Origin of the sequence: Colwellia sp. MB02u-9 (assembly GCF_014077085.1) — a bacterium.
Lineage (GTDB): Bacteria > Pseudomonadota > Gammaproteobacteria > Enterobacterales > Alteromonadaceae > Cognaticolwellia.
Genome location: NZ_JACGVF010000074.1, coordinates 1 through 582, shown reverse-complemented (window position 1 = coordinate 582; position 582 = coordinate 1). Strand labels below are relative to the sequence as shown.

Annotated in this window: 1 protein-coding gene; it reads right to left on the bottom strand. The window is 39.7% G+C overall.

Going from position 1 to position 582, the window contains the following annotated elements; genetic code table 11:
• On the bottom strand, positions 1–582 hold a 582-nt coding region (locus tag H4J65_RS05875), incomplete at both ends, for a sulfotransferase (RefSeq protein WP_182196667.1).

Here is a 582-nt window from a genome sequence, read left to right as displayed (position 1 = left end):
TGAGTTTCGTCAATAAATTGCTGACCAAAGCGTTTGAAATACTCGGGATTAATTTCGTTTAAGTTTTTCGGATATTGGGCTTCTTGATCACTTTTATTATTACTACGGCCTCTTAGTCGTGATGCCAAGCCTAATATATTGTGTAGCTCCATCGTGCCGTCAACTTGACTATGCGAAGCCAGTATTTGTTCAAGTAGCGTTGAGCCAGCGCGTGGTAAACCAACAATAAATATCGGATCGGGTAAATTAAGCCCTAAATTCCCACGGCTCTCAAACAGCTCGGCGGTACAGTATTTTATTTGCTCAGCAACTTGTTGTTCTACTTTGGTGATGTCAAAGCCACTATGAGCATGTTGTAATTTATTGCCTTCTTGGTAGGCTTGAAAGGCTTGGTTATAGTCTTCTCTGTCTTCAAAGGCTTTACCGGTAGCAAAATTTAGTTGAACCTTATCTGTTAGTGCTAAGGCTTTATTATTTTGCTGTGTTTGCATTTGAGCAATTTCTTCATCACTAAAACGGTAGGTTTTAGTATTGGCTAAACTCCAAAAAGCATCACCATAACTTGGGTTTAACTGGTAGGCT